This is a genomic window from Antarcticimicrobium sp. (assembly GCF_029212575.1).
Lineage (GTDB): Bacteria > Pseudomonadota > Alphaproteobacteria > Rhodobacterales > Rhodobacteraceae > Antarcticimicrobium.
This window is the reverse complement of the sequence record NZ_JARGPK010000008.1, coordinates 21394-41954: the sequence shown is the minus strand read 5'-3', so window position 1 is coordinate 41954 and position 20561 is coordinate 21394. Positions and strand designations below refer to the sequence as shown.

Below are 20561 nucleotides of genomic sequence, written 5' to 3'. Positions count from 1 at the left end.
GAGCCCCCAATGAAACTGATCATGTCCCCCGCCTCGCCCTTTGTCCGCAAGGTGGCGGTGCTGATCCGGGAAACCGGCCAGCAGGGCGATATCGAGGAGGTGGAGGTCTCCACCACCCCGGTGAACACTGCCGAGGCGGTCTGGGCCGCCAACCCGCTGGGCAAGATCCCGGCGCTGGTGCTGGAGGACGGGCGCGCGCTTTACGACAGCCGGGTGATCACCCGCTTTCTCGACGCCCGCGCGCAGGCCAGGCTCTATCCCGAGGACCGGCTCTGGGATGTGCTGACGCTGGAGGCGACCGCCGACGGTATCCTCGAGGCCGCCGTTCTGATGGTCTACGAGGGCCGCGTGCGCCCCGAGGAGGTGCGTTACGCCCCCTGGGTCGAGGCGCAGTGGACCAAGGCGATGACGGCGGTGCGGGCGGTGAACGACCGCTGGCTCGACCAGCTCGACGGCCCGCTCGACATGGCGCAGATCGCCGTGGGTTGCGCGCTGGGCTATCTTGATTTCCGCCACGGGGCTCGCGACTGGCGCGAAGCGGCGCCGGATCTGGCCGACTGGTACGCCAGTTTCGAGCAACGCCCCGCGATGGTGGCAACCCGCCCCCCCGACTGAGCCCGGCGGGATCCAGGGTGTTTGACGCAGATCATGTTCCCGCCGGGGCCGCCGGGCCCAGGATGCGGGAAGACAGGAGAGGATGCCGATGACCGACAGCGCGCAAACCGACCCCGCTAACCGGATCGAGCCGATCGCCACCGACAGGTTGCGGCAGGCCTGCGATCCGGCCAGCCTCGGGTTTGCCACCACGGCGGAGCTGGAGCCGCTCGAAGGGCTAATCGGGCAGGATCGCGCGATGGAGGCGATCGGGCTGGCCGCGGGGATGCGCGCGGCCGATTTCAACCTCTTCGTGCAGGGGCCGCCGGGCACCGGGCGGCGCGCCTCGGTCGATACCTTTCTGAGCAGTCACGCGGCCAGCCTGCCTGAGCCCGACGACTGGGCCTATGTGAACAACTTCGACGCGCCGCACCGGCCGCGCGCGCTGCGGCTGCCGCCGGGTGTGGCCCGCAGGCTGAAGGACGAGATGGAGGACGTGGTCGACGACCTGGCGATCGACATCGCAGCGCTGTTCGAATCCGACGATTATCAGGCGGCGAACCGCACCATCAACGAAGAGTTCGGCGAGCAGCAGGAACACGCCATGTCGGAGTTTGGCGACAAGGCCAAGGCGGAGAATGTCGCGCTGATGCGCACGCCCATGGGCATCATGCTGGCCGCGATCAAAGACGGCGAGGTGGTCAAGACCGACCGTTTCGAAACCTTGCCGGAGGCCGAGCAGAAGGAGATCGAGGAAAAGATCGGCCGGCTGCAGTCCGAGCTGTCCGAGATCCTGCGCAATGCCCCCAAGCTCGACCGCGAGCGTCGCCGCCGGATCGAGGCGCTGAACGCCGAGATGGTGGGCGAGGTGGTCTCATCCCGCCTGCGCGAGGCGCGCGACGCCTTTGCCGGGCTTGACCCGGTGCAGGAGTACCTCGCCACGGTCGAGGAGGACATGACCGGCAACGCCGAGATGTTCCTGGCCGTGATGCAGCAACAGCAGCAGGCCGACGGGCCGTTTCCCGAATCGGTGCACAAGGCGCACGGCAACCCGATGTTCCAGCGTTACATGGTCAACGTCATGGTGACCCGTGGGGAAGACGATGCGCGCGGCGCCCCGCTTGAAACCGAGGATCTGCCAACCCTCGACCGGCTGACCGGACGGATCGAGCACGCCCAGCAGATGGGCGCGCTGATCACCAACTTCATGATGATCAAGCCTGGTGCGCTGCACCGGGCCAACGGCGGATTTCTGGTGCTGGATGCGCGCCGGCTGCTGTCCGAGCCGATGGCCTGGCCCGCGCTCAAGCAGTGCCTCCAAAGCGAATCGATCACCATCACCTCGATGGGCGAGCGGCTCAGCCTGGTCTCGACCACCTCGCTGGAGCCGGACCCGATCCCGATGAACCTGCGGGTGGTGCTGATCGGCGACCGGATGCTTTATGCGCTGCTGGTCACGCTCGACCCGGATTTCGGGGATTTGTTCAAGTTGCAGGCCGATTTCGAGGAGAGCATCGAGCGCAGTGATGAGAGCCAGGCGCTGTTCGCCCGCGTCCTCGGGGAGCGCGCGAAAAGGGACGGGTTGCGCCCGGTCTCGGCTGGCGGCGTGGCCCGGCTGCTGGACGAGGCCGTGCGCCTGGCCGAGGACGCCAGCAAGCTCTCGCTGCACCTGGGCGCGCTGGGCGATTTGCTGCGCGAGGCGGATCACTACGCTGAACAGAGCCGGCGCGATACGATCGAGGCCGAGGATGTGGAGCGGACGGTGCGCCAGGCTGATCGCCGCGCCTCGCGCATCAAGGACCGGATGCGCGAGATGGTGACACGCAAGACCATCCTGATCGACACCGAGGGGGCGCAGGTCGGCCAGGTCAACGGGCTCTCGGTGATCGGGTTGGGCGGCTATCGCTTCGGCCGACCGGCGCGGATCACCGCCCGCACCCGCATGGGCAGCGGCAAGCTGATCGACATCGAGCGCGAGGTCGAGCTTGGCGGCCCGCTGCATTCCAAGGGGGTGCTGATCCTGTCGGGCTATCTGAGTTCGACCTATGCGCTGGATGTGCCGTTCTCGCTCCAGGCCAGCCTCGTGTTCGAGCAGAGTTATGGCGGCGTCGATGGCGACAGCGCCTCGGCGGCGGAGCTTTTCGCGCTGATCTCCTCGTTGTCCGGGCTGCCGCTCGACCAGGGCTTCGGCGTCACCGGCTCGGTCAACCAGAACGGCGAGGTGCAGGCCATCGGCGGCGTCAACGAGAAGATCGAGGGATTTTTCGAGACCTGCGCCGACCGGGGGCTGACAGGCAGGCAGGGGGTGATCATCCCGGCGGCGAACGTCGACCACCTGATGCTGCGCCAGGACGTGGTCGATGCGGTGCGCGACGGCAAGTTCCGGGTGATCGCGATTCGCAGCATCGACGAGGGGCTGGCGGTGCTGACCGGGCGCGATCCCGGGGCGCGCGGCGAGGACGGCGCTTATCCGGCGGATTCGGTGAACGGGCTGGCCGAGGCGCGGCTGCGCGGCTTTGCCGAACAGCGGTTGAAATTCGCCCAGTCTGCCAAACCGGCGGAACAGGGGGGCTGAGCATGGCGGCGCAGGGGACCGGGCACAGGCGCATCCTTGTCGGCGCCGGCAGTTTCGCCGACGCCCGCGCGGCGCTGGCCATCCTCGACCGCCTGGCCGGTTTCGGCATCAGCGACATCGGCGGGCTGTTTCTTGAGGACCGCGGCATGATGGAGGCTGCGGCGCCGCGGATGAGCGCGCTGGTCAGCCCGCGCGGCGCGATCCGAGGGATGCCGTCGCGGCAGGGGTTGCGGCTGATGTGGCAAAGCGACGCGCGTGCCTTTCGCGAACAGCTGATGCAGCTTGCCGCGCGCCGCCGCCTGCGCTGGAGTTTCGAGCGGCTGCCGGGCGATCCGGTGGCCGATCTCTGCGGCGCGGCGCAAAGCTGGGACTGGCTGCTGATCGGGCACCTGACCTCAAGCCGCCACACCGGCAAGGTGGTGGGTGTGGCCCATGAGGACGGCGGCCCGGACGGTGTTGCCGACCTCGCCGGGGCGCTGGCGCGGTCGCTGCGCAGCGGCGCCGAACTGATCCCCGATACCACGCCCGAGGTGGACATTCTGTCGCGGCTGGGCCGGCTGCATGCCGCAGCCGTGGTCATCGATGCCGCCACCGGACCGTTCCGTAGTCCCGCGCAGATCCGCGCGCTTTTGGGCGCGGCGCGCTGTCCGGTTCTCGTGCTTGGGGCCGGACGTCTGCCCGGCCTGGTCGAACACAGCACCCAGATCCCGAACCCCCCGGACCCCGGCTGACCCGCGCCGGCACCGATGGTGTCGTCGTCGGGATCGGCAAGGCGGGGTCGCGCAGGTGTGACCAAACTGCGTCAAACGGCCACGGCTGCGACTCCTTGAACCGTCAAAGCCGCTGGACGAAGCCGGTTCACAACGATAGATACCCGCCGTGAGGCACCGCGCGTATGCAGCGGTGTACGTGCATATTTGCCCCTTGCGGGCGCAGGAAACGGAGCAAACCTCGTGTCCCACGCAGAAGACCACGAAGGCACCAGGAGGGATTTCCTCTACTACGCCACTGCCGGCGCAGGTGCCGTGACCGCCGGGGCCGCCATCTGGCCGCTGGTCAACCAAATGAACCCCTCGGCCGACGTGCAGGCGCTGTCGTCGATCCTCGTTGATGTCAGCGGTGTCGAGTCCGGCACCCAGATCAGCGTGAAATTCCTTGGCAAGCCGGTGTTCATCCGCCGCCGCACCGAGGAAGAGATCGCCCAGGCCCGCGCCGTCGAGATGGACGATCTGCCCGACCGGTTCGCGCGCAACACCAACAAGGGCGAAGGTCTTCCCGCCACCGACGAGAACCGCAGCATGGACGAGGCCGGCGAATGGCTGGTGATGTGGGGCGTCTGCACCCACCTCGGCTGTGTGCCGCTGGGCAACAACTCGGGCGATTTCAACGGCTGGTTCTGCCCCTGCCACGGGTCGCACTACGACACCGCCGGCCGTATCCGCAAAGGTCCGGCCCCCGAGAACCTGCCGGTGCCGGTCGCCGAGTTCACCGACGAAACAACAATCAAGCTGGGTTGAGGAGGCTCTTACATGTCCGGAATTCCGCACGATCATTATGAGCCCAAGACCGGCGGCGAAAAGTGGCTGAACAGCCGCCTGCCGATCATCGGGTTGCTCTACGACACCATCATGATCCCCACGCCGAAGAACCTGAACTGGTGGTGGATCTGGGGCATCGTCCTGGCCTTCTGTCTGGTGCTGCAAATCGCCACCGGCATCGTTCTGGTGATGCATTACACCCCGCATGTCGACATGGCCTTTGCCAGCGTCGAGCACATCATGCGCGACGTCAACGGCGGGCACATGCTGCGTTACCTGCACGCCAACGGTGCCTCGCTGTTCTTCGTCGCCGTCTATATCCACATCTTCCGCGGTCTGTTCTACGGCTCGTACAAGGCCCCGCGCGAGATCACCTGGATCATCGGCATGCTGATCTACCTGTGCATGATGGGCACCGCCTTTATGGGCTACGTGCTGCCCTGGGGCCAGATGTCGTTCTGGGGCGCCACGGTGATCACCGGCCTGTTCGGCGCGATCCCCTTCATCGGCGAGCCGATCCAGACCTGGCTGCTGGGCGGACCGGCGGTGGACAACGCCACGCTGAACCGCTTCTTCTCGCTGCACTACCTGCTGCCCTTCGTGATTGCGGCGCTGGTCGTGGTGCATATCTGGGCCTTCCACACCACCGGCAACAACAACCCCACCGGGGTCGACGTGCGCCGCGGCTCCAAGGAAGAGGCCAAGAAGGACACGCTGCCGTTCTGGCCCTACTTCGTGATCAAGGATCTGTTCGCGCTGGCCGTGGTGCTGGCGGTGTTCTGGGCGATCGTCGGTTTCATGCCGAACTACCTGGGCCACCCCGACAACTACGTCGAGGCCAATCCTCTGGTCACGCCGGCGCATATCGTGCCTGAATGGTACTTCCTGCCGTTCTACGCGATCCTGCGGGCCTTCACCTCCGAGGTCTGGGTGGTGCAGTTCGCCTCCTTCATCACCGGTGGTATCGTCGATGCCAAGTTCTTCGGCGTGCTGGCGATGTTCGGTTCGATCCTGGTGATGGCGCTGGTTCCCTGGCTGGATACCTCCTCGGTACGTTCGGGCAAGTTCCGCCCGATGTTCAAATGGTGGTTCTACCTGCTGGTGATCGACTTCATCGTCCTGATGTGGCTGGGGGCGCAGCCGGCGGAAGAGCCGTACAAGAGCTTTGCCCTGGTCGCCTCGGCCTATTGGTTCGGCTATTTCCTGATCATCCTGCCGATCCTCGGCGTGATCGAGAAGCCGACCGAGATCCCCGCGACTATCGAAGAGGATTTCGAGGCCCATTACGGTAAGACCTCGGACGCCTCCGCGCCCGAAGCCACCCCGGCCGAGTAAGAAAAGGGACGGATAAGATGTTCAAGAAACTTGCAATCGGTGCCGTCGTTGCGCTGGGCCTCACGGCCCCGGCGGCCTCCTTCGCGGCGGGCGCCGGCGGTCACGTGGAGGACTTCTCGTTCTCCTTCGAGGGTCCATTCGGAACCTATGATCAGAACCAGCTCCAGCGCGGTCTGCAGATCTATACCGAAGTCTGCTCGGCCTGCCACGGGATGAAACAGGTGCCGCTCCGGTCGCTGGCCGACGAGGGTGGCCCGCACCTGCCGGCGGATCAGGTTCTTGCCTATGCCGAGCAAAACTTCGAGGTGTTCGACGCCGAACTGGACGATTTCCGTCCCGCCAAGCCGGTCGATCACTTCCCGGCCAACACTTCGGCCGGCGCGCCCGATCTCAGCATGATGGCCAAAGCCCGCGCCGGGTTCCACGGCCCCTACGGCACCGGTCTGAGCCAGCTGTTCAACGGCATCGGCGGGCCAGAGTACATCGCCTCGATCCTCACCGGCTACACCGGCGAGGAAAAGGAAGAGGCGGGTACGCTGTTCTATGAAAACCACGCCTTCCCGGGTGGCTGGATCGCCATGGCGCCGCCGCTGTCGGATGAGCTGGTGGAGTTCGCCGACGGTCACGACAACAGCGTGCATCACATGGCGCAGGATGTCTCCGCCTTCCTGATGTGGGCTGCCGAGCCCAAGATGATGGCGCGCAAGCAGGCCGGCCTTGTCGGTGTGCTGTTCCTGACGATCCTGTCGGTGCTCTTGTACCTGACCAACAAGCGTCTCTGGGCGCCGATCAAGGGTAAACGCTACGAGGCGTGATCGGGGTCATGACGATGTGACATCGAGAACCCCCGCCTGACCGGCGGGGGTTTTTCCTTTTCAGGCGGGTTGCTCCACCGCCACCCGTGGCCGCCCGCTGGCCTCGACCGTCAGCGCCGCTTCCACGAACACCGCCCGCGCCTCGACGCTCGCGGTCCGCAGGTCCCGTGTTGCGGTCACATGGATCCCCTCGGCTCCGGCAGCGCGGGCCTCGGCCTCGGCCTCCCGGCGCAGGCTCGCCTCCAGCCGGGCCATCGCCGCCTCCGGGTCGGGAAAATCCTCCGGGCCGTGCTCCAGATGGGCGCGGAACCTCCCCTCCGAGGGCGAGGTCACCGTCCCGCTGCGCCGCACCGTCACCCGGCCAACCACCGCGCCGATGGCGTTGGCAACCCCGGCATGCGGCGGCAGGATCATTTGGCAGCGAAGCCGCGCGCCCACCGCCGGATAATAGCTGGCGGCCGAGGCCCCCAGCCCCACCACATCTACGTTCAGCGCCGCGTCCAGCGCCAGCAAGCCGCGGTGCCCCTCCAGCCCCCGGCGCAGCAGGACATGCCGCGCCAGCTCGGACGGGGGCAGGTCAAAACCCTCGCCCTCCTCGGCGAAAGCGGTCTCTAACAAGGCCAATACGGTCTGTTCGGTCAGCTGGTCGATGATCATCCGGGCCAGTTCATCGGCCCCGGCGGCGAGCGGCCCGCCGCTGCCGGTGCGCTTGCGCGCCATCAGCTCCAGCGCCATCCCCGCCGCCACGCCATCCCAGGTGTCGAGCAGCCCCAGGCCGTGGCTTGCATCCGTGGGCGTCACGCCGGCCAGTTGCACCAGCCCCCGGCTCACCAGCCGGTCCAGACCGCCCCGGTCGGTCCGCGCCCGCAGCACAAGTGCCAGTGGTTGCACCTCTTCGCCCAGCCGGTCCAGCAGCGCCGCCTCACGCGGGGCCAGCCCATCGGGCACCAGCCCCGGCACCGCCCGGGCAAAGCGCGCGTCATGCTCGCCCGGCACCGGGTTTCGCAGCTGTGCCTCCAAGGCCGCGCGCACCCCGGCACCGCCCTCGGCCGAGATCAGCGCGATCGGCAGCACCCGGCGCGGGCCCAGCGTGACGCCGCCCTCCAGCCCCTCGGCGCGCGGCCGTACCTCACTGTCGCCGCCCAGCCCGCTGGTGCGCATCGCCACCGCCTCGACCATGGTGCGATGCCCGCCGACCTGCGCGCCGTCCGGGTCGATGGCGGGCCGTCCGCCCCGGATCAGGGCCACATCCGTGGTGGTTCCGCCGATGTCCGAGACCAGCGCCTCCTCGGCCCCGGTCAGCCAGCGCGCTCCGACGATCGAGGCCGCCGGGCCGCTCAGGATCGTCTCGATCGGCCGTGCCCGGGCCTGGTCCGCGCTCATCAACGCGCCGTCGCCCCGCACCACCATCAACGGCGCGGTCACCCCGATCTCGGCCAGCACATCGCCGGCGCGCCCGATCAGCCGGTCGATCATGCCGATCAACCGCGCGTTCAGCACCGCCGTCACCGCCCGTTTCGGCCCGTTCAGCCGCGCCGACAACTGATGCGAACAGCTCACCGGACGTCCGGTGCGGGTCTCGATCAGCCGCGCCACCTCTTGCTCATGCGCGGGGTTGCGGGTGGCGAACTGCGCCGCCACCGCATAGCCGGAGACCCCGGTTTCAGTCTCTAAAAAGGCATTCAGGGCATCGACATCCAGCGCCACGGCCTCGGTGCCGGCATGGGTATGGCCGCCGGCGACGATCACCGCCGGGTCGCCCGCCAACGCCTCGCGCAGGTCCGGCCGCTCCAGCGTGGCGGCGCGAAAGCCGACCAGGACCAGCGCCACGCGCCCGCCCTGGCCCTCGACCAGCGCATTGGTCGCCAGCGTTGTCGACAGCGCCGCCAGACCCACCGCGCCCGCGTCCACCCCGGCCTGCGCCAGCACCGCGCGTACCGCCTCGCCGACGCCCACCGCAAGATCCTGCCGCGTGGTCAGCGCCTTGGCGCTGGCCACCACCTCGGCCTCGTCGCGGATCAGCACCGCGTCGGTATAGGTTCCGCCCGTATCCACGCCCAGTGCCAGCGCCATGCCGAATAGCCCCCGTCAATGTCAGAGTCCGACCCTTAGGCCGGTGTTCCGCGCCCCGTCGCGCCCGTTTGCGTCATTCCGTGAGCCGTTCGATTGCCCAGCGCGCCGCATCGGCCACCGCCGGGTCGGGATCGTCGATCAACCCCCTCGCCACCCCGGCCAGCGCCGCCTCGCCGGAATTGCCGATGGCATAGAGCACGTTGCGCACGAAGCGGTCCCGCCCGATCCGCTTGATCGGGCTGCCCGAGAACAGCGCCCGGAACCCGGCATCGTCGAGCAATGCCAGCTCTGCCAGCTTCGGGGCTTCCAGCTCCTCCCGCGCGGCATAGCGCAGGTCGCTCGCCGCCACCGCGAACTTGTTCCACGGGCAGGCCGCCAGGCAATCGTCGCAACCATAGATCCGATTGCCCAGCTTCGCGCGCAACTCTTCCGCCACCGGTCCCTTGTGCTCGATGGTCAGGTAGGAAATGCAGCGCCGCGCGTCGAGCCGGTAGGGCGCGGGAAAGGCATCGGTCGGGCAGGCGGTCAGGCAGGCGCGGCAGGCGCCGCAATGATCGCTCTCGGCGCCGTCCACCGGCAGATCCAGCGTGGTGAAAACAGACCCTAAAAAGGCCCAATTGCCGAACTCCCGGCTCAGCAGGTTGGTATGCTTGCCCTGCCAGCCCAGCCCCGCCGCCTGCGCCAGAGGTTTCTCTGGCACTGGCGCGGTATCGACGAAGACCTTGACCTCTGGTCGCGGGGCCTCGCCCTGGGCCAGCGGCACCCATTTGCCGGTCGTGCCGTCTCGGTTGCCGCCCTTTTCCACCGTGTCGATCAGCCAGCGCGCCAGCCGCTTCAGCCGTTTCTTGACGATATCGTGGTAATCGCGGTTCTGCGCGTAGACCGAGATCGCCGCGCGGTCGCGCCGCGCCAGGATCGCGCGTGGATCGTGCCCGGGGGTATAGCTTTCGGCCAGCATGAGGACCGAGCGCGCCTCGGGCCAGAGCGCATGCGGATCGCCGCGCCAGGCCATCCGCTCCTCCATCCAGCCCATCTGCCCGTGCCAGCCCGCCGCCACGAACTCGGCCAACCGGCCCGGCACCTCGGGCACGTCCCACGGGCGACAGATCCGGGCAGCGACAAAGCCCTCGTCGCGCGCCTGCGCGATCAACCGGCGCTTCAGCTCATATGCCGTGTCGTGATCCAACTGACCTCCGTCGGCGGCGCCGCGCGCCGCCTCAGACCTTTTCGAACAGTGCGATCAGCGCGATGTCGTCCTTGTGCTCGCCCTGCGCCTTGTCGCCATAGATCCGAACTTCGGGCAGGCGCAAGTCGCAGATCGCGCCGCGGCTCAACGCCTCCAGTCTGGCGGCGAACCCGGCGGCGCGGTAATGCGCGGCATTGATCGAGATCGCGAACAGCGCCCCGGGCCGGGCCACCGGCAGCAGCGCCTCGAGCGCTTCCGGGCCCACATGCCCGGTGGTGAAGGTGCCCGACGAGACGATGCCGGCATAGCTCTCCGGCGGCATCGGCAACCCCTGGGTCAGGTCGGCCTCGATCAGGCGGCGATACACCGCCTTTTCCCCGGCCCGCGCCAGCATTTCCGGGCTGATGTCGGTGGCGTCCAGCGGGCCGACGCCCAGACCGGAGAGCGCCGCGCCGCACAGGCCGGTGCCCGCGCCCACGTCCAGCGCCGGGCCCTGCCCGCCGGCCTCGGCAAAGGCGCGGGCGGTGCGCGCATGCAGCCGATAATCCTGCGCATCGGCGAAACTGTTGTCGTAATCGTCGGCCCAACTGGCATAGAGGTGCCGCGAATCTTCCGGCGTCTTCAGGTCATAGGCGGCTTCGAGATCGGGGGTTTTGTAAGTCATGCCTCCAACAAGGCCCAGCGCGGGGCGGAAATCAACCCCGCAGCCGGGCTTGCACGCGGCCCCGGTCCCGCGCATCTAGGGGGCATGAGCAAAACGCTTCTCTGCATCGGTCACGGCTATAGCGCCCAGGCCCTGGCGCGGCACCTCCTGCCGAGGGGCTGGCGCATCCTCGGCACCACCCGCCACGCGGACGGGACCGGGGCATTGGCCGAAACCGGCATCACGCCGCTGGTCTGGTCGGGGGAGGGGGCCTTGCCGAAACTGGACACGGCGACGCACCTGCTGATCTCCGCCGCGCCGGGGCCAAAGGGCGATCCGGTGCTCGCCGAGCTGGGCCAGCAGATGGCCGATATCGCCCCCCGCCTCGCCTGGGTCGGCTATCTTTCCACCACGGCGGTCTACGGCGATCACGGCGGCGGCTGGGTCGACGAGGACACGCCACTGACCCCCGCCACCGCGCGCGGCAAGGCCCGTGTGCGGGCCGAGGCGGGGTGGGCGGCCGTGCCGCACCTGCCGCTGCACATCTTCCGCCTTGCGGGCATCTACGGCCCCGGGCGTGGCCCCTTTGCCAAGGTGCGGGCGGGCACGGCGCGGCGAATCGTCAAGCCGGGCCAGGTGTTCAGCCGCATCCATGTTGATGATATCGCCCGGGTGCTCGCCGCCTCCATTGCCCGGCCCGATCCGGGCGCGGTCTACAATGTCTGCGATGACGACCCGGCCCCGCCCGAGGAGGTCATCGCCGAGGCCGCCCGTCTGCTCGGCCTGCCGCTGCCACCGGCCGAGCCCTATGACGCGGCCGAGATGACGCCGATGGCGCGCAGCTTTTACGCCGAGAGCAAGCGGGTGCGGAACGACCGGATCAAGCGCGACCTCGGCGTGCGGCTGCTTTATCCCGATTACCGCGCCGGTCTGGCGGCGCTGCTGGCCGAAAGCGGCGCGGGATGAATGGCGGCGCGCCGGCGTCCCAGCCGCGTAGCCTGACCGGCCTGCTCGATGCGCTGGACGATGCCGCCACCGGCCCCAGTGTCAGCGTCGCCGACCTGCTGACCCATATCGGCGACCGCTCCTTCACCCCGGTGATCCTTGCCGTCGCGGTGCTGCTGGTCTCGCCGATCTCGGGCATCCCCGGCGTGCCGACGCTCTCGGCGCTGGTGATCGTGCTGATCGGCGCGCAGGCGCTGTTGCGGCGGCGGCATCTCTGGCTGCCCGGCCCGCTGATGCGGCGCAAGATCGGCTCCGACCGGTTCCGTCGTGCCATCGCCTGGCTGCGCCGCCCCTCGGCCTGGATCGACCGGCATTCGCACGCCCGGCTGCGCATCCTCACCACCGGCCCGGCGCGGCTGGCGGCGTTCTCGCTCTGCGTGCTGGTGCCGATGATGTGGCCGGCGCTGGAACTGGTGCCGATGGTCACCTCGCTGGGCGCCGCCGCCGTGGCGCTGGTGGCCTTCGGGCTGCTCACCCACGACGGGCTCTACGTGCTGCTGGGCTACGTCATGTGCGGCACCATGGGGGCGGTGGTGGTGGCGCTGGTGGGGGGTTGATTCCCCGCCCTCGCCAGTTCAATGGGCCTATGGTCTCAGGCCCGTTTCCCCGCGATCGAGGCCACGCCCAGAACCTCGAGCACCCTGGCCTCGATCTGCGCCGCGCCAAGGCCGGCCACCGCGTACATGTCCGCCGGGCTGGCCTGGTCGATGAAATTGTCGGGCAGCACCATCGAGCGGTATTTCAACCCGCTGTCGAACACCCCCTCCTCGGCCAGAAGCTGTGCGACATGGCTGCCGAAACCGCCCACTGCGCCCTCCTCGATGGTGATCAGCGCCTCGTGCTCCGCCGCCAGCCGCAGGATCAGCTCCCGGTCCAGCGGCTTGGCAAAGCGCGCATCGGCCACCGTCGGGGAAATCCCCCGCGTCACCAACGCTTCGGAGGCCGCCATCACCTCGGACAGCCGGGTGCCAAAGGACAGGATCGCCACCCGCCCGCCTTGCCGGATCATCCGGCCCTTGCCGATCTCCAGCACCTCGCCGCGCTCGGGCAATTCCACGCCCACCCCCTCGCCGCGCGGATAGCGAAAGGCGATCGGGCCTTCGTCATGTGCCGCGGCGGTGGCGACCATGTGCTTGAGCTCGGCCTCGTCGGCGGCGGCCATCACCACCATGCCTGGCAGATTGGCAAGAAAGGCCACGTCGAAGGCACCCGCATGGGTCGCCCCGTCGGCCCCGACCAGCCCGGCCCGATCCACGGCAAAGCGCACCGGCAACCGCTGGATCGCCACGTCATGCACCACTTGGTCATAGCCGCGCTGCAGGAAGGTCGAATAGATCGCGCAAAAGGGCTTCATCCCGCCGGCAGCAAGGGCGGCGGAAAAGGTCACCCCGTGCTGCTCGGCGATGCCGACGTCGAAACAGCGCGACGGATAGCGTTCCGCGAACAGGTTCAGCCCGGTGCCGTCCGGCATCGCCGCCGTCACCGCCACGATCTTGTCGTCGTGCGCGGCCTCCTCGACCAGCGTCTTGCCGAAGACGCTGGTATAGCTCGGCGCGTTCGACGGTGCCTTTTTCTGCTCGCCGGTCAGCACGTCGAACCTGGCGGTGGCATGGCCCTTGTCGCGCGCCTGTTCGGCCGGGGCGTATCCCTTGCCCTTCCGGGTCAGGGCGTGGATCAGGATCGGCCCGGTCGCCCGCGCCTTGACCATGCGCAGGATCGGCAGGATCTGGTGCAGGTCGTGGCCGTCGATCGGCCCGATATAGGAAAACCCCAGCTCCTCGAACAGGGTGCCGCCCATGGCCATGCCCTTGAGCATGTCCTTGGCGCGCTTGGCCCCCTCGCGGAACGGTTCGGGAAGGAACGAGATCGCCCCCTTGGCCGCCGCCTTCAGCTCCTGGAACGGCTCCTCGGCGTAGAGCCGCGAGAGATAGGAGGACAGCGCGCCGACGGGGGGTGCGATGCTCATCTCGTTGTCGTTCAGGATCACGATCAGCCGCTTGCCCAGGTGGCCGGCGTTGTTCATCGCCTCGAACGCCATGCCGGCGCTCATCGCGCCGTCGCCGATCACCGCGATGGCATCGCCCAGCCCCTCGGGCACCACGCCGCCCAGGTCGCGCGCCACCGCGAACCCCAGCGCGGCGCTGATCGAGGTCGAGCTATGCGCCGCGCCGAACGGGTCATAGGGACTCTCGCTGCGCTTGGTGAAGCCGCTCAGCCCGCTCTTTTGCCGCAGGGTACGGATGCGATCGCGCCGCCCGGTCAGGATCTTGTGCGGGTAGGATTGGTGGCCGACGTCCCAGATCACCTTGTCGCGCGGCGTGTCGAAGACCGCGTGCAGCGCCACGGTCAGCTCGACCACGCCCAGCCCGGCGCCCAGATGGCCGCCGGTCGCGCTCACGGCCGAGATCGTCTCGGCCCGCAGTTCGGCCGCCAGCTGCACCAGCTGCGATTCCGACAGGTGCTTCAGGTCGGCGGGGCTGTTGATCCGGTCCAGCAGCGGTGTTTTCGGTCGGTCTGGCATCTGCGCCTCCTTCGGCGGCAGCGTCTAGCTTTCGCGCGAGATAACGAAGCGCGCTGCCTCCCGCAAGGGATCTGCCCCTTCGCCGTAGGGGGCAAGCGCCGCCTCGGCCTGCGCCACCAGCTCGCTGGCGCGGCTCCGCGCGCCCTCGAGCCCCAGCAGCGAAACGAATGTCGCCTTGCCGGCCTCGGCGTCCTTGCGCAACCGCTTGCCGGCCTTCTCGGCGTCGCCCTCTTCATCCAAGATGTCGTCGGCGATCTGAAAGGCAAGCCCCAGCGCCCGCGCATAATCGCGCAGCGGCGCGGTATCCGCCCCAGCCAGCCGTGCCCCGGCACAGGCCGCCCATTCGATCAGCGCCCCGGTCTTGCCCGCCTGCAACCGGGTGATCTGGTCCAGCGTCAGCGGTGCCTCGGCCTGTTCCGCCGCGATATCCAGCGCCTGGCCCAGCACCATGCCGCGCGCGCCCGAGGCGCGGGCCAGGCTCAGCGCCAGATCGGCCCGCACCTCCGCAGGCCCGCAACCCTCATGTGCGCAAAGCTCGAACGCAAGCGCCTGCAGGGCGTCACCGGCCAGCACGGCGGTGCCCTCGTCCCATTTCACGTGAACCGTGGGGCGGCCCCGGCGCAGATCGTCGTCATCCATGCAGGGCAGATCGTCATGCACGAGGCTATAGGCGTGCAGCGCCTCGATCGCGCAGGCGGGCCAGATCGCCCGCTTAGGCGCCACATCGTGCAGCCGCGCGCCCTCCAGCACCATAAACCCGCGCAGCCGCTTGCCGCCCTGCACGGCATATCCCATCGCCTGCACCACCGGCAGGCGGCTCAGCCCGGCCAGAACGGTGTCGAAATGCGCCTGGATGCGCGCCGAATCCGCGGCCAGCCGCTCGGCGAACATTACTGACCTTCGACCGGCTTTATGCCCGTCGGGTTGCCATCCGCGTCCAGCGTGATCGCGGCGACCTTTTCCTCGGCGCGCTTCAGCTCGTCCTCGCAGCGTTTCTTCAGCTTGGCGCCGCGCTCGTAGAGAGTGATCGATTCCTCCAGCGCCACCTCGCCGCGTTCGAGCCTGTCGACCACCGACTCCAGCTCCTTCATCGCCTGTTCGAAGCTCATTTTCTCGACGGGTGTGCTCGGGGGGGTCTCAGTCATGTCGCGGCCTTTATCAGTTCTTCCACATGCGCCCTGGCCGATACGGCCAGCGCGTTCAGATCATACCCGCCCTCCAAAGTCGAGACGATCCGGCCACGGCAAAGCGTATCGGCAATATTGCACAGCTCGGCGGTGAGCCAGGCGTAATCCTGCGTCTCCCACTCCAGTTGCGCCAGCGGGTCGTCGCGGTGCGCGTCGAACCCGGCCGAGATCACGATCAGCTCGGGCCGGAACGCGCGCAGACGGTCGAACGCCGCCCCGCCCCAGGCCGCGCGCATCTCCGCGCTGCCGCTGCCCGGCGCCAGCGGCAGGTTCAGCACGTTGTCATAGCCGCCGGTCTCATGCGCCTGCCCGGTGCCGGGCCAAAGCGGGATCTGCTGGCTGGTGATGACCAGCGCCCGCGGCTCGCCCGACAGCAGTTCCTGCGTGCCGTTGCCGTGATGCACATCGAAATCCACCACCGCGACACGTTTGAGCCCGTGGTGGTCCAGCGCGTATTGCGCCGCCAGCGCGGCGGTGCCCAGCAGGCAGAACCCCATCGGCGTCTCCGCCTCGGCATGGTGGCCCGGCGGGCGGGTGGCGCAAAAGGCATTACCGACCTCGCCCGAGAGCACCATGTCCACCGCCCGCAGCGCACCGCCAACGGCGCGGAACGCTGCGGCGAGCGAGCCGGGCGAGATCCAGGTGTCGGCGTCCAGCTGCACGATCCCCGCCTCGGGCCGGCGGTCACGCAATTCCTGAAGATAGGCGGCGGGATGCAGCCGCAACACGTCGTCCTCGGCGGCCAGGGGCGCGGTCACCCGCCGCAGCTCCAGCGGCTCCAGCGCATGCAGCACATGCTCCAGCCGGGCCACCTGCTCGGGGTGACCGGGCGGAGTCTCGTGCCGAAGACACTCGGCATGGGTGATCAGGGCTGTTGTCATCGGCTCTCCCGCATTCGCACCCGCCCGCGTTTTTTCGGCTCCAATTGGCCTTGTTTAACAAACCCGATAAAGGGCCTGCGTCCACTCTTCACGGATAGGCTTATCCTATCGGCCCGGTGACAGAAAGGCCAAGGGCGGTCCGCAAGCGCCCCCGATGCCCTGCCGGTAAAACCATCTGCCGCGCCCGATTTATCCCGCCACAGCCTTGCGTGGCGGCAGGCTGTTGGAGATGGTGAGCCGGAACACGGAACGAAAGGGACTGGCGAGATGAGCGATACCTGGGACGAAGACCTGTTTGCCAAGGGTCTGGCACAGCGCAAGGCGACCCTGGGCGCGGAGTATGTCGAGAAAAACCTCGCCGCCGCCGACGATTTCACCCGCCCGTTCCAGGAGGCGATGACCGCCTGGTGCTGGGGATTCGGCTGGGGCGACGATGTGATCGACCCCAAGACCCGCAGCATGATGAACCTCGCGATGATCGGGGCGCTGGGCAAGATGCACGAATGGGAAATCCACTGCCGCGGCGCGCTGAACAACGGGGTGTCGAAAGAGGAGATCCGCGCCATCATCCACGTCGTCGCCATCTACTGCGGTGTGCCGCAGGCGCTGGAGTGTTTCCGGGCGGCGAAAAAGGTGCTGGAGGAGCGGCAAGGCGCCTGATTCCCGGTGCCATTGCCCGATACAGCGTGTCGCACCCTTCCGGGGTGGTCCCGACTTATTACACATCTTAAATAAATGATATAACCGCCCCCCAGAAGCGACGAGCATTCCCCGTGGCATCGAAATCCTCCATCTCCCGGCTCATTGCCGGTCGGCCCGGCCTTTTGCTAAGGCAGGCTTCGGTCTGGACCACGCTGTCAGGGGCGCTCTGGCCGGTTCAGGCGGTGCTGGTCGCCTGGGTCATCCAGGGCTGGGCCTCGGGCAGCTTCGGGGCGTCGGGATGGGGTGCGGCGGCCGGTTTTGCCCTGCTCGGCCTGATGCGGGCCATTGCCGACCGGATCGCCGGGCGGCGGGCCTTCGCGGCGGCCGACCTTGTGGTCGCCGAGCAACGCAAGATTCTGCTCGACCGCGAGAGCCTGCGCACCGACCGGGCCATTTCCTCGGCGGATCTTGCCGCGCTGCTGTCGGAAAAGCTGGCGCTGCTGTCACCCTACGTGTCCCGCTATCGCCCCGCCATGGCGCGGGTGATGGCGCTGCCGCTGATCCTGCTTGTGCTGACCGCCTCGCAATCCTGGGCGGCGGCGGTCATCCTGTTCCTGGCGGGGCCGTTGATCCCGGTGTTCATGGCGCTGGTGGGCATGGCCGCGAAAGAGGCCAGCGCGCGCCAGATGGTCGAGATCGGCGACATGAACGCGCTGCTGATCGACCGGATCGCGGCGCTACCGGATATCCGCATTCTGGATGCAGCCGAAAAATCGCGCGCCGATTTCGCCGCGCTGGCCGAAGGGGTGCGGCAGCGCACCATGGCGGTGCTGCGGGTCGCCTTCCTGTCCTCGACCGTGCTGGAGCTGTTCTCGGCCATCGGGGTGGCGATGGTGGCCGTTTACGTCGGGTTCTCGCTGTTGGGCGAGATCACATTCGGCGCCTGGGCTTCCCCGATGACGCTTGGAGAGGGGGTGTTCATCCTGTTGCTGGCGCCAGAGTTCTTTCAGCCGCTGCGCGATCTGGCCGCGGCCTGGCATGACAAGGCCGCCGCCGAGGCCGTGGCCGAGGAACTGGAGGCGCGGATGACGCGCGAGGCGGCGCAGGTCCTGGGCACTGGTGCGCGGGTCGAGCGGCTGGCGGGTCCGCCAACCCTGGTGATGGCGGGGGTCACGGTGACGCGCGGCGGGTTGCGCCACGCGATGCCGGATCTTTCCATCGGCGCGGGCGAGCGCGTGGCGCTTCGCGGACCGAGCGGCACCGGAAAATCGACCCTGCTGGAGCTTGCCGCCGGGCTGCTTCGCCCCGATGCGGGGCGGATCACTGTGGCGGGTCAGGCTCTTGATGATGCGAATGCCGACGGCTGGCGCGCACGGATCGCCTTGGTGCCGCAATCGGTACATGTCCCGGATTTGACCCTGAGAGAATTTCTCGATCCGCACGGACAGGGCGCCGACATGCAGGCGGCGCTGGACAAGGCTCGCGCGGCATCCATCGTCGCGGCGCTGCCCGAGGGGCTCGACACCAGGCTGGGAGAGACCGGCGCCGGCGTGTCCGGTGGCGAGGCGCGGCGGCTACTGCTGGCGCGTACCTTCCTGACCGGCGCCGATGTGATCCTGGCCGACGAACCGACCGCCGATCTTGACCATGAAACCGCTGGCGAGATCATCGCGGCGCTGGTCGATCTGGCCAGCGAGGGGCGGACGGTGATCGTCGCCACCCACGACTCCACGCTTTGCGCCGCGATGGGCCGGGTGATCGACCTAGGGGGTGTGGCATGAGGGCGCTTTGGCGGATCTTCCGGCTGCTCTGGACGGCGGATGCCTGGGCAATGTGGCGCGGCGCGGCGCTGACCGTTGTCGTTCTGATCATGGGCGCGGCGCTGCTTGGCCTGTCGGGGTGGTTCATCACCGCGACCGGTTTGGCTGGCATTGCCGGGATTGGCATTGCCTTTGACGTGTTCCGCCCCTCGGCCGGGGTGCGGTTTCTGGCGTTGGGCCGGGCCGGCGCCCGCTATGGCGAGCGGCTGCTGACCCATGACGCCACTCTGCGCGCCCTCGCGGCGCTGCGGATCACCCTGATGCACCGGCTGGAACACTGGCCGATCGACGCGCTGCGGCGGTTGCGCGGCGGCACGGCGCTGACCCGGATCACGGCCGACGTCGATGCCCTCGACGGGGTGGCGCTGCGGCTGGCGCTGCCGGTCGCGGCGGCGCTGATCACCCATGCGGTGGCCTTTGCCATGCTGTCATGGCTTTCTGATCCGGTGGTCGCGGCGGCGATTGGGCTGGGATACCTGATCGGAGGTATGGTGATCCTGCTGCGTGTCGCCCTGCGCACCTTTGCCCCCTCGACCGAGGCCGAGGCGGCGATGCAGACCTTGCGCCAGCGCGCCATCGGCCTGTTTCGCGGCCAGCGTGAGGCGATTCTGCAGGGGTTGATCCCGTCCTGGCGTGCCCGGATCGACGCGGAAGAAGCCCGCGCGCGGGCGGCACAGGACCGGCTCGACCGGATCGACACCGCGGCGGGCCTGGCGCTGACCGCGATGGTGGGTCTGGTCACGGCGCTGGTGCTTGGCCTCTCCGGCGGGCTGATCGCCTCCGGGCGGATCGACGCGGCGCAGGCCGCCATCGGGGTCTTCGTGGCGCTGGCACTGGCCGAAACGGTGATGCCCCTGCGTCGTGGCCTCGCCGAGATCGGACGGATGCGCGATGCGGCAGGCCGGGTGATGGCGCCGGCACCGCAGGGCGCGCGGCCGTTGCCCGCAGGCGGCGCCGCCCCCGCGACCGACCGCGCCGCCGGGCTGGAGGTGCGTGATCTGGACCTCGCGCGTCCCGGGCGCGCGGGGCTGCTGCTGCGTGGGTTGAGTTTCTCGGCCGCACCGGGCGAGATGCTGGCATTGAGCGGTGCCAGCGGGTCGGGCAAAAGCACGCTTCTGGATGCTCTGGCGGGCATCGGGCCGATTCAGGCCGGAGAGGTGCGGGTTCTCGGCGCGTCGCTGGGTGATTGGCCGGAACCAGCGTTGCGTCGGCATCTGACCCTGCTACCGCAGCGCAGCGCGCTGCTCGGCGGAACCGTTCTGGACAACCTGCAGATCGCCCGGCCCGAGCTGAGCGAGGACGCCGCCTGGGAGGTTCTGCGCGCGGTGGCGCTGGACGGGGTGATCCACGGGCGCGGCGGCTTGCAGGCCCGGCTGGGCGAGGGGGGCGCGGGCCTGTCGGGAGGGGAATCGCGGCGGCTGGCGCTGGCGCGTGCCCTGTTGCGTCGGCCCGATATCCTGCTGCTGGACGAACCGACCGAGGGGCTCGACGACCCGACCGCACGCCGCGTCGTGGCGGGGTTGCGGCGCTATCTCCCGCAGGCGACCATCATCGCGGCAACCCACCGCACCGCCGAGATGGAAGGGGCCGACCGGCGCGTGGATCTGGAAAAATACATTCCGAAAACCGGAGTCCTTTGACCCAGATCAAATCGACTCTGGCGACCGCGGGTGTACCCCAAAAACAATGATGTATTTTCGAAGCAGGTTTGTGTCGTGCAAATCTGCAAACTCAAACCGAGGAGAT

At 68.6% G+C, this 20561-nt stretch carries 18 protein-coding genes; 11 read left to right on the top strand and 7 right to left on the bottom strand.

Going from position 1 to position 20561, the window contains the following annotated elements:
- The first annotated feature begins 9 nt into the window (after positions 1-9).
- From P1U75_RS01050 to P1U75_RS01025, 6 genes are all read left to right on the top strand, one after another.
- Positions 10-615: a glutathione S-transferase gene (locus tag P1U75_RS01050; protein WP_300238683.1), complete on the top strand. Its 606-nt coding sequence runs from the start codon at positions 10-12 to the stop codon at positions 613-615.
- Between the two features lie 88 nt (positions 616-703).
- Entirely contained in the window at positions 704-3169 is a 2466-nt protein-coding gene (locus tag P1U75_RS01045; RefSeq protein ID WP_300238680.1) for a Lon protease family protein, read from the top strand.
- A gap of 2 nt (positions 3170-3171) precedes the next feature.
- Positions 3172-3900 carry a hypothetical protein gene (locus P1U75_RS01040; RefSeq protein WP_300238677.1) on the top strand — a complete coding sequence of 243 codons (729 nt, stop codon included), beginning with the start codon at positions 3172-3174 and terminating at the stop codon, positions 3898-3900.
- Positions 3901-4122: 222 nt separating this feature from the next.
- Positions 4123-4686, top strand: coding sequence for a ubiquinol-cytochrome c reductase iron-sulfur subunit (gene petA / locus P1U75_RS01035; RefSeq protein ID WP_300238674.1), 564 nt, complete (start codon positions 4123-4125; stop codon positions 4684-4686).
- Between the two features lie 12 nt (positions 4687-4698).
- Positions 4699-6042, top strand: coding sequence for a cytochrome b (gene petB / locus P1U75_RS01030; RefSeq protein WP_300238671.1), 1344 nt, complete (start codon positions 4699-4701; stop codon positions 6040-6042).
- A 17-nt stretch (positions 6043-6059) separates the two neighbouring features.
- Positions 6060-6857, top strand: coding sequence for a cytochrome c1 (locus tag P1U75_RS01025; protein WP_300238668.1), 798 nt, complete (start codon positions 6060-6062; stop codon positions 6855-6857).
- Positions 6858-6917: 60 nt separating this feature from the next.
- Here P1U75_RS01025 and P1U75_RS01020 read toward each other — a convergent pair whose 3' ends face one another.
- From P1U75_RS01020 to P1U75_RS01010, 3 genes are all read right to left on the bottom strand, one after another.
- Positions 6918-8930: a hydantoinase/oxoprolinase family protein gene (locus tag P1U75_RS01020; protein ID WP_300238666.1), complete on the bottom strand. Its 2013-nt coding sequence runs from the start codon at positions 8928-8930 to the stop codon at positions 6918-6920.
- A gap of 73 nt (positions 8931-9003) precedes the next feature.
- A complete protein-coding gene (queG, locus tag P1U75_RS01015) occupies positions 9004-10116 on the bottom strand; it encodes a tRNA epoxyqueuosine(34) reductase QueG (protein ID WP_300238664.1) in 1113 nt (370 codons plus the stop codon).
- A gap of 31 nt (positions 10117-10147) precedes the next feature.
- Positions 10148-10780, bottom strand: coding sequence for a class I SAM-dependent methyltransferase (locus P1U75_RS01010; protein ID WP_300238662.1), 633 nt, complete (start codon positions 10778-10780; stop codon positions 10148-10150).
- A gap of 84 nt (positions 10781-10864) precedes the next feature.
- On the opposite strand from P1U75_RS01010, the gene P1U75_RS01005 reads away from it, so the two are divergent.
- Both P1U75_RS01005 and P1U75_RS01000 read left to right on the top strand, forming a co-directional pair.
- Positions 10865-11725 (top strand): SDR family oxidoreductase, encoded by an 861-nt coding sequence (locus P1U75_RS01005; RefSeq protein WP_300238659.1) that lies wholly within the window; start codon positions 10865-10867, stop codon positions 11723-11725.
- A complete protein-coding gene (locus P1U75_RS01000) occupies positions 11722-12321 on the top strand; it encodes an exopolysaccharide biosynthesis protein (protein WP_300238657.1) in 600 nt (199 codons plus the stop codon). The genes P1U75_RS01005 and P1U75_RS01000 overlap by 4 nt, the downstream gene beginning before the upstream one ends.
- 35 nt (positions 12322-12356) lie before the next feature.
- Here the strand turns inward: P1U75_RS01000 and dxs are convergent, their stop codons facing one another.
- The 4 genes from dxs to P1U75_RS00980 are packed head-to-tail and all read right to left on the bottom strand — an operon-like array spanning position 12357 to position 16353.
- A complete protein-coding gene (dxs, locus tag P1U75_RS00995; protein ID WP_300238655.1) occupies positions 12357-14285 on the bottom strand; it encodes a 1-deoxy-D-xylulose-5-phosphate synthase in 1929 nt (642 codons plus the stop codon).
- Positions 14286-14309: 24 nt separating this feature from the next.
- Positions 14310-15176 carry a polyprenyl synthetase family protein gene (locus tag P1U75_RS00990; RefSeq protein ID WP_300238653.1) on the bottom strand — a complete coding sequence of 289 codons (867 nt, stop codon included), beginning with the start codon at positions 15174-15176 and terminating at the stop codon, positions 14310-14312.
- Positions 15176-15430, bottom strand: coding sequence for an exodeoxyribonuclease VII small subunit (locus P1U75_RS00985; RefSeq protein ID WP_300238651.1), 255 nt, complete (start codon positions 15428-15430; stop codon positions 15176-15178). The genes P1U75_RS00990 and P1U75_RS00985 overlap by 1 nt, the downstream gene beginning before the upstream one ends.
- Positions 15427-16353 (bottom strand): histone deacetylase family protein, encoded by a 927-nt coding sequence (locus tag P1U75_RS00980; RefSeq protein WP_300238649.1) that lies wholly within the window; start codon positions 16351-16353, stop codon positions 15427-15429. The genes P1U75_RS00985 and P1U75_RS00980 overlap by 4 nt, the downstream gene beginning before the upstream one ends.
- Before the next feature lie 267 nt (positions 16354-16620).
- On the opposite strand from P1U75_RS00980, the gene P1U75_RS00975 reads away from it, so the two are divergent.
- The 3 genes from P1U75_RS00975 to P1U75_RS00965 all read left to right on the top strand — a co-directional run bounded on the left by P1U75_RS00975 (position 16621) and on the right by P1U75_RS00965 (position 20455).
- Positions 16621-17013: a carboxymuconolactone decarboxylase family protein gene (locus tag P1U75_RS00975; protein ID WP_300238647.1), complete on the top strand. Its 393-nt coding sequence runs from the start codon at positions 16621-16623 to the stop codon at positions 17011-17013.
- Positions 17014-17126: 113 nt separating this feature from the next.
- A complete protein-coding gene (gene cydD, locus P1U75_RS00970; protein ID WP_300238644.1) occupies positions 17127-18776 on the top strand; it encodes a thiol reductant ABC exporter subunit CydD in 1650 nt (549 codons plus the stop codon).
- Positions 18773-20455: an ATP-binding cassette domain-containing protein gene (locus P1U75_RS00965; RefSeq protein ID WP_300238642.1), complete on the top strand. Its 1683-nt coding sequence runs from the start codon at positions 18773-18775 to the stop codon at positions 20453-20455. Before cydD ends, P1U75_RS00965 begins: the two co-directional genes overlap by 4 nt.
- Positions 20456-20561: the final 106 nt, after the last annotated feature.